Source organism: Streptomyces lasiicapitis, from assembly GCF_014646335.1.
GTDB classification, from domain to species: domain Bacteria; phylum Actinomycetota; class Actinomycetes; order Streptomycetales; family Streptomycetaceae; genus Streptomyces; species Streptomyces lasiicapitis.
In genome coordinates, this window is sequence record NZ_BMNG01000004.1 from 368,544 (window position 1) to 376,583 (window position 8,040).

Annotated in this window: 6 protein-coding genes; 2 read left to right on the forward strand and 4 right to left on the reverse strand. The window is 73.9% G+C overall.

The window, feature by feature from the left end; genetic code table 11:
- The first annotated feature begins 30 nt into the window (after nucleotides 1–30).
- Nucleotides 31–2,385 (forward strand): hypothetical protein, encoded by a 2,355-nt coding sequence (locus IEY91_RS10280; protein ID WP_373287923.1) that lies wholly within the window; start codon nucleotides 31–33, stop codon nucleotides 2,383–2,385.
- On the opposite strand, the gene IEY91_RS10285 is transcribed toward IEY91_RS10280, so the two are convergent.
- The 4 genes from IEY91_RS10285 to IEY91_RS10300 all read right to left on the reverse strand — a co-directional run bounded on the left by IEY91_RS10285 (nucleotide 2,327) and on the right by IEY91_RS10300 (nucleotide 7,117).
- Nucleotides 2,327–4,747: a right-handed parallel beta-helix repeat-containing protein gene (locus IEY91_RS10285; protein ID WP_189173711.1), complete on the reverse strand. Its 2,421-nt coding sequence runs from the start codon at nucleotides 4,745–4,747 to the stop codon at nucleotides 2,327–2,329. The genes IEY91_RS10280 and IEY91_RS10285 overlap by 59 nt on opposite strands.
- A 163-nt stretch (nucleotides 4,748–4,910) precedes the next feature.
- Nucleotides 4,911–5,516 (reverse strand): Rv1733c family protein, encoded by a 606-nt coding sequence (locus IEY91_RS10290; RefSeq protein ID WP_189173712.1) that lies wholly within the window; start codon nucleotides 5,514–5,516, stop codon nucleotides 4,911–4,913.
- Between the two features lie 248 nt (nucleotides 5,517–5,764).
- Nucleotides 5,765–6,589, reverse strand: coding sequence for an MOSC domain-containing protein (locus IEY91_RS10295; RefSeq protein WP_189173713.1), 825 nt, complete (start codon nucleotides 6,587–6,589; stop codon nucleotides 5,765–5,767).
- 45 nt (nucleotides 6,590–6,634) lie between these two features.
- A complete protein-coding gene (locus tag IEY91_RS10300) occupies nucleotides 6,635–7,117 on the reverse strand; it encodes a DUF6643 family protein (protein WP_164326879.1) in 483 nt (160 codons plus the stop codon).
- A 310-nt stretch (nucleotides 7,118–7,427) separates the two neighbouring features.
- Between IEY91_RS10300 and IEY91_RS41705 the strand changes: the two genes are divergently transcribed.
- Nucleotides 7,428–8,040, forward strand: a 613-nt coding sequence (locus IEY91_RS41705; RefSeq protein WP_373287924.1) for a TerD family protein, incomplete at its 3' end; no start/stop codon positions are given.

Here is an 8,040-nt window from a genome sequence, read left to right on the forward strand (position 1 = left end):
AAGCCAGAGAAGAGCGGCCAGGCCGAGCCCATCGCCCTGGAACTGCTCGTCCACGGAGTCGGCGGGACCACGCCGGAGGAGATGCTGGGCGATCCCCGCACCGTCCGCGTCTCCGGCGACGGCACCGCGGCCGTCTACCGCCGCACCGACGACGTGGACGCCGAATCCCGCCCGGCGGACTACCGCGACCGCCCGGTCCCGGAGGCGTACGTCTGGTGCAATCTGACCTCGGGCAACGGCTCCCGCGCCCTGTGGCTGCTGCTCCTGCCGTTCATGGTGGTCAACCTCGCCCACTGGATGCGGCCCACGGCCCGCCGCGCGAAACGCGCCGTGCGTACGTACGGCCTCCTTGTGCGCCTGGTCGCGCTCACCCTCACGGTGCTCCTGGTCGCCGCCGCCTGCGAGATCGCGATCGACCTGACGGCCTGGCAGTGCGCGGGCACCGCCGCCTGCGTCGACGACCACTCGTGGCTCGGCTTCCTCGCGCCGGAGTCCGCCGGGGGCGGCGGCTGGTGGTCGCAGCCCGGCCGCCGTCTCGCCCTCGCCGCGCTGCTGCCCGCCGCCCTCACCGGCCTGCTGTGGTTCCTCTCCCACCGCACATGGAGTGCGTACGAGTCCCAGCAGCCGCTGCCGCACCAGCCGGACCCGGAGGAGACCGCCCGCAACGCGCTCGGCAAGCCCGGCTTCTGGTACGGGCGCCGCCTGGTCGCACGGCTGCGTGCCGCCCACACGGCCGCGGGCCTGCTGACGGTCGCCGCGGCCGTCGGCACCTCGGCCGCCCGGTACGACCGGAGGCCCGGCGGGCCCGCGCTCCTGGACGTACTCGGCTGGGCGCTGGACTCGGCGCTCGTGCTGGCGGGCGCCTTCGTCGTGTGGGTGGTCTGCCGCCGGGGCCGCAGCGAGAACCGCCTCGACCGGAGCCTGGACCGCACCCTGGTGCGCTGGCTGCCGCTCGCCGCGCTCGCGCTGCTTGTCCTGGCGGTCCTGTACGCCGGGTGGTCGCGGCCCGGCTGGACCTCGACGGGCCGACTGCCGGGCAACACCACCTTCGGCGGCATCACCCTCGTCCAGGGCGTCCTGGTCCTCGCCCTCGCCGTGGTCGCCGCCCGCATCTTCCGCGGGTCGCCCGACGCCCGCACCGCCATCCGCGGCCTCGGCGGACCGGCCGTGGCGATGCTGGCCTGCGCCCTGGGCGGGGTGATGTCGGGCGGCGGCTCGCAGCGCGTCGCCGACTGGCTCGACGGGTCGGGGTCGCCCGGCGCGGGCGGCTCCATCGACGGCCCGCCCGCCCTGCTGACCTGGCAGGCCTCCGTCATCCCGCCGCTCCTGGTGGTCGTCGCCGTCCTGTGCGGCTGGCTCGCGGTGCGTACGGCACAAAAGGTGCGCCGTGAACTGGCCCAGGTCCGGCTCGACTACCCGAAGGAGCGTCAGGACACCACGCGTACCCGCCGCATCGCCGGCACCCGCGCGGGCGCCGCCCTCACCGACCGGGCGCCCCAGATCGTCGGCGTCACCTCGGCCGCGACGCTGCTGCTCGGCGCCGCCGCCCTCGTCGGTGCCTGGGCCAGCGGCAAGGTGCCGGGTGAGGCGGCCAAGAGCGCGCCGGCGTTCGTCGAGGGCGCCGCGGAGACCGCGCAGGCGATGGGCTCCTGGCTGATCGGCCTCGGCTTCATACTGTTCGTCACCTGGGGCCGCCGTGCCTACCGCGACCCCTCGGCCCGCCGCACCATCGGCATCCTCTGGGACGTCGGTACGTTCTGGCCGCGCGCCGCCCACCCCTTCGCCCCGCCCTGCTACGCCGAGCGTGCGGTGCCCGACCTGACCTGGCGCATGCACACCTGGACCCGTGCCACCGGCGGCCGCCTGGTCATCTCCGGCCACTCGCAGGGCAGCGTGCTCGCCGCCGCCGCGGCCTGGCAACTGCTGCCATCCGTACGCAAACGGGTCGCGCTGCTCACCTACGGCTCACCCCTGGAGCGTCTCTACGGCCGCTGGTTCCCGGCGCACTTCGGCCCCGCAGCACTCAGCTCCCTGCACCGCGAGGTCGACTGCTGGCGCAACCTGCACCGGCCCACCGACCCCATCGGCGGCCCCGTCCGGCTGCACGGCGAATGCGGCCCGCAGGTCGACCGCGACGCCTTGAAGGACCCGCTGGCGTACGGCCGCACCGAGGCGCATCCGCTGCCCGCGCCGATCCTCGGTCACGGGGACTACCAGGCGGATCCGGCGTTCGCGGAGGAGCGCGCGCGGCTGCTTGCTCGGTTGAGGCCCGCGGTGCCCGGGCCCCGGCCGCGGCGGGCCGGAGCGGGGGCGGTGGATCCCGAGGCTACGGAAAGTCCGGCAGGTCCGGGAGGTCCGGGAGGTCCTCCGGATACAGCAGGGTGAGGTCGTCCGTGCTCGGCGAGGCGAGCCGGGCGGCCCGACCCGCGTGCCGCTCCACCATCGCCTCGAACGTCTGCCGCGCCGTGCGGCCGTTGCCGAACGCCGGGCCCTTCGGGATCGCTGTGAAGTACTTGAGCAGCGCCTCGCCCGTGCCCGAGCCGAGCGTGTACTCGTGCTCCTCGGCCTGCTGCTCGACGATGCGCAGCAGTTCCTCCGGGGCGTAGTCGCCGAAGGTGATGGTGCGCGAGAAACGGGACGCCACACCGGGGTTGACCGACAGGAAGCGGTTCATCTCCGCCGTGTAGCCCGCGACGATCACCACCACCGCCTCGCGGTGGTCCTCCATCAGCTTCACGAGCGTGTCGATGGCCTCACGGCCGAAGTCGCGCCCGGAGTCCTCGGGGGAGAGCGCGTACGCCTCGTCGATGAACAGGACGCCGCCGCGGGCCCGGTCGAAGGCCTCCTGGGTGCGGATCGCCGTCGAGCCGATGTGCTCGCCCACCAGGTCCACGCGGGACACCTCGACGAGATGACCGCGCTCGAGCACGCCCAGCGAGGCGAGGATCTCGCCGTAGAGCCGGGCTACGGTCGTCTTGCCGGTGCCGGGGGAGCCCGTGAACACCAGGTGGCGGCGTACGGAGGCGGCCTTGAGGCCCGCCTCCTGCCGGCGCCGGCCCACCTCGATCATGTCGGTGAGCGCCCGCACCTCGCGCTTGACGCTCTCCAGGCCCACCAGCGTGTCGAGTTCGCCGAGCACGGCGTTCGACGAGCGGGAGGGCGGCGCGGGCGCCGGGGCGACCTGCTCGTCGGCGGTGCGCTGGCCCGGCACCGAACCGAGCAGCCCCGCGGTCTGCGTGGCCGTCAGCACGGAGGCCTCGGGCGCGGCGGGCTTCGTGCTGGCGCTCTCGTCGCTCGTGCAGTCCTCGACGAGCGGGCCGTCCTCCGCGAACTCGTACCCACCGCGCGCGCACCGCTCCGTACGGCAGCGGCGCAGCGTCGTACGACAGCCGTCGATCACGTGGAAGCCGTAGCCGCCGCTGCCGACGACCTTGCAGCGGTCCAGGCTGCCGCGGCCGCCCGCGGAGACGTAGAAGCCGGCTTCGGCGGGCGAGGTGACCGTGCACCGCTCGATGGTGGGGTCGGCGCCCTTGGTGACGATCACGCCCGTCTGGCTGCCGTCGACCGTGCAGCCCGCGAGGACGCCGCCGCTGCCGTGGTCGCGGAACCACGCGCCGGTCGCGGCGTCGCGGATGCGCACGTCGTCCAACTGCGCCGTCGCGCCGTCGCTCACCGACACCGCCGTGTTGCGGACCTGGGTGAGGTCGCTGTCGACGACGTCGACGCGCGAGCCGCGGTCGAGCACGAAAAGGGCGTCCGGCACGTCGTGCACGCGGCACGACTCCAGGACGGCCGTCGCGCCGTCGCTGACCCACACCGCCGGGTAGTCGCCCGTACTGTCGTGGATCTCGCACTGGTTGGCGTCGACGCGGGTGCCCGGGTCCCACACGGAGAGGCCGTTGCGGCCGAACTCGCGGACGGTGGTGCGCGTCAGCGTCAGGACCGAGCGGGAGCGCAGGTCGACGGCGTTCTCGGGGATGTCGTGGATGCGGCAGTCGGCGAGGGTGAGGACGGCGTCCGTGTCGAGGGTGACCCCGTCGGATGTGGTGCGGTGCACCCCGCAGTCCGTGAGGTGTGCCGTGGCCCGCGCGGCGATGTGCACGCCCGAGCCCTTGATCTCGTACACCTCGCAGCCGACGGCCTCCAGGCCGCTGCCCTCACCGGTCACCGAGAGACCGGCGCCGGACGCGTGGTGCACCCGGCAGCGCTCCAGGCGCGGATGCCCGCCCGCGCGCACCGCGACGCCGGACTGCCCCGCGGAGACGACCTCGCACTCCTCGAACACCCCGCCACCGCCGTCCAGCACGGCGATGCCGATGCCGCCCGGGTTGTCGACCGTGCAGCGGCGCAGCGTCGGACGGGCGCCGCCGCGCACCTCGATCCCGGCGGCGGAGCGCGTCATCACCCGCACGTCCGTCAGTTCCGGGGCGCCGTCCTCGACGAGCAGCGCGGGCGCGGCCGAGTCCTGTCCCTCCACGTGGAGGTCCTGTACGAGCGCGGACGCCCGCACGGTCAGGGGCACGCCGTCGACCGGCGCGATGCGCACGGAACCGGCGGAGCCCTCGGGTCCGCGCAGCGTCACCGCCCGCTGGACGACGAGGTTCTCGCGGTACGTCCCCGGGGCCACCGTCAGGACGTCCCCGTCGCTCGCGGCCTCCAGGGCGGCCGCCAGTGATGCGTACTCGCCCGTGCGGCGCCGCCATCGCGACGTACCGGTGTGCGTCACCTGGACCGTGCCCTGTGCCATGGAGTTGCTCTGCCCCCACCTCGAAGTACGCGGGACCTCGCGCCGCGCGCAAGGCGGCCGAAGAGTTCGCCCGGTCCACCGTAGCGCGCGCGGGGAGGGGGAGTTGACCTGATGGCCGGGCCGGTGCCCGGGCTCTCACCTGCTCAAGCGCCCGTGCGGGGGCTCAGGCCCCCGTGCCGGCCCTGCCCCAGTCCGGGCCCGCGCTGTCCCAGGCCTGGTCCCAGCGTGCGTGGCGCCGTCGGACGAGGCGCCAGAGGGCCAGGCGTCTGGCGCCCTCGACCAGACCGGCGCAGGCGAGGGCGGCGCCCAGGCCCGCGAGGGCGGCGTGCGTGGTGGCGGTGGCGGTGTCCAGGGGGCGGGCGACGACGCGGCCTTCGTCGTCGGTCCAGATCCGGAACCGGTCGCCGGGGTGCGGGGACTTGAGGTCGGAGACGACCGTGCCCGCCTGTCCGGAGCCGTCCGGTGCGGTCCAGCTGGCGAGGACGCGGTGGTGCGCGTCGCGCGAGGAGGAGGTCTCGGGGTCCGGGTCGAGCGGGGGCTGGGCGATGCTGCGCAGGACGGTGGCGGTGACGCTGTGCCGGGCCTCGTGCTGGGCCGCCACGGAGCGCAGCAGCGCGTCGTTCGTCAGGGCGCCGGTGACCGCTCCGGCGACGGGGGCCGCGACCACGATCAGCGCGAGGGCGAGGAGTGCGATCCATGCCTCGGCGAGGTCGGTGGCGCGGCGCAGCGGATTGTGGCGCCAGCGCCAGATTCCGGCGATCGCCCGCACAGTTCCGCACCCCCTTCCGCGTCCGTGATAGCCGCGAACGGCACGGCTCACGCCCGGGTCGCGGGAAGAGAGAGCGACATCACCCCGCATGCCCCCCTGCTGCCGGGGGCCGCCCGATCTCTTCCCGCTCCCCTCCTCCGTTTCCCCCGTCCCCCGTGCTTTCCCCGTCCCCTCCCGTTTCCTTCACTGACCACCCACTGACCTTCAACGTCCTCCCACTGACGTCGAGTTCCCCGCTCGCGTGCCGTTCATTCGAGGATCGTCAGCGGGTCACCGATTCGAATGGTTCCGGTCGATTCCGGGATCAGATTGAGTCCGAAGAGGAGCTGGTCACCGCTGCGGCGATGGTGGGCGAGGGTGCGCAGCGGCTCCTTGCCGCGCTCGGCGGTGCGCTGGTCGGTGGTGGTCACGACGCACCGGGCGCACTTCCTGGCCACGCGGAACACCACGTCGCCGACGGCGATGCGCGACCAGTCGTCCTCCGCCCACGGCGCGACGCCCTCCACGACCACGTTCGGCCGGAATCGGTTCATGGGCAGCGGGCCCTCGTCCGCGTGGTCGCCCTGGGCGATGAGGGAGTTGAGGGCGTCCAGCGAGGAGAGGGTGGTGAGCAGCAGCGGGAAGGCGTCGGCGAACGACACGGTCTCGCCGGGGCGGCCGTAGGCGGCGTTGACCGGGCGCCGCGTCGCCGGGTCGTCGAGATACCCCAGGCGCGCGTCCAGGTCGAGGAACGCGCTGAACCAGGCGTCCGCCGCGGGATCGGCGGGCACCGCCTCGGACTTGTCGCGCAGGAACTCCACGGGCACGGTCTCACCGGGCTCGGGCACGCCGACGGTGAGCGGCTTCATGCCGGGCGCGGACACACGTATGCCGCCGTCGGGCTGCGGCTCGACGGCGGCCAACGCGAGGCGGGGATGGGGCCGTTGTGTCACGGCCCGGCCCGCGCTGTCGATCAACACCCATCTGCGGTCACCCGCGAGCCCCCAGGGCTCCACGACGGCCTCACGCGAAGCGTGCCCCCCGGCCGCCTTCAGCGGGTGGATGTGGATCGAATGGAGCGCGGGATTCGGCATGCGGCCATCCTGCCAGCAGACACTGACAGCGACGGCTGCCGCCGATCAGTAGCCCCGGTACTGCTGCCTGTTGTACGGATCCTCGTGCGGCGCCGGGGCCGGGCGGGGCGCCGCGGGGCGCATGGCCTCGTACCCCGTGCCGCCCATGGGGCGCTGCTGCTGCGGGCCGGGATAGCCGCGCGGGCCTGCGGCCTGCTGCGGGATGTACGGCGCCGGGGCCTGTTGCAGCGGTGCGGGCTGCGGGGCGGGGGCGTAGCCGTACGCCGGGTTCGGGTGGCCCGCGGTGGGCATCGCGGGGGCCATGGCGGCCGCCTGGTATCCCATGTGACCCGAGGGGCCGGAGGGCAGGGCGGGCAGCGCGGCCGGGAGGGCGGGCAGGTGGCTGCCCGTGTCGTACGCGGAGGGGACCCGGATCGGAGCGATCTGAGGAGTGCCCCGCTCGGCGACCAGGGAGTCGTAGATCGGGGTGTCCGGGAAGGACGGCGCGGAGTAGTAACCGCCGCCATAGGTGGAGCGGGGGGAGGTCATGCTCCATAAGTTAAGCCCTTCATGTGCTGGTTGGGGAGACCGATAAGAGGGTTGTTTTACGTGTCGGCAGTGACCGCCGATCCCCAATGCGAGCGAACTTGGGAAAATCGGTCGCGCATCGACGTACAGATCGTGTAAATAGCGCGTTCCTCAGGGGTTACCCGCGGTCGACCGGCGGCTGACCGGGGTGGTTGGAGGGTGTCGTGGGGGACCGCCAGTGCACCGCTTCGAATGCCAGGTAATAGGTTGGGCAGGAACGCAACGGCGGCCCGGCCGGACCCGGCAACTTGTGATGGGGGCAGACATGTCTATGGCCAAAGGTTCGAATGTTCCCGTGCAGGCACCCGTGGTGCGGGTGGAATTGGGGTGGGGATCGGGGCCGGGGGTGCCGGACGCCGACGCCTCGGCGCTGTTGCTCGACGGCTCCAGGAAGGTCCGCTCGGACGCGGACTTCGTGTTCTACAACCAGGCGACGCACGCCTCGGGGGCGGTGCGCCACGAGGGCAAGCAGTCCGCCGGCGGCGGTGTGACCGACGCGCTCGTCGTCGACCTCGCGCGCGTGGAGCCCGCCATCGAGACGGTCGTGCTCGCCGCGTCCGCCGACGGCGGCACCTTCGGGAAGGTCCCCGGCCTGCACATCCGGGTCGTCGACGCCGCCAGCGGCGCGGAGATCGCGCGGTACGACAGCGCGGACGCCAGCGTCGAGACCGCCTTCGTGCTCGGCGAGCTCTACCGCCGCCAGGGCGCGTGGAAGTTCCGCGCCGTCGGCCAGGGCTACAGCAGCGGACTCGAAGGCCTCGCCACGGACTACGGCATCTCGGTCGACGAGCCCCAGCAGGCGGCCCCCGCTCCGGCCTCCGTGCCCACCCCGGCCCCCGCACCTCCCGCCGCCGCACCCCCCGCCGCCGCGCCCCCCGTGGCGG

Bases quoted from the DNA above. Each gene is read 5' to 3' on its own strand.
- IEY91_RS10285 (WP_189173711.1), bottom strand. From the start codon at position 4,747: ATGGCACAGGGCACGGTCCAGGTGACGCACACCGGTACGTCGCGATGG.
- IEY91_RS10300 (WP_164326879.1), bottom strand. From the start codon at position 7,117: ATGACCTCCCCCCGCTCCACCTATGGCGGCGGTTACTACTCCGCGCCG.
- IEY91_RS10295 (WP_189173713.1), bottom strand. From the start codon at position 6,589: ATGCCGAATCCCGCGCTCCATTCGATCCACATCCACCCGCTGAAGGCG.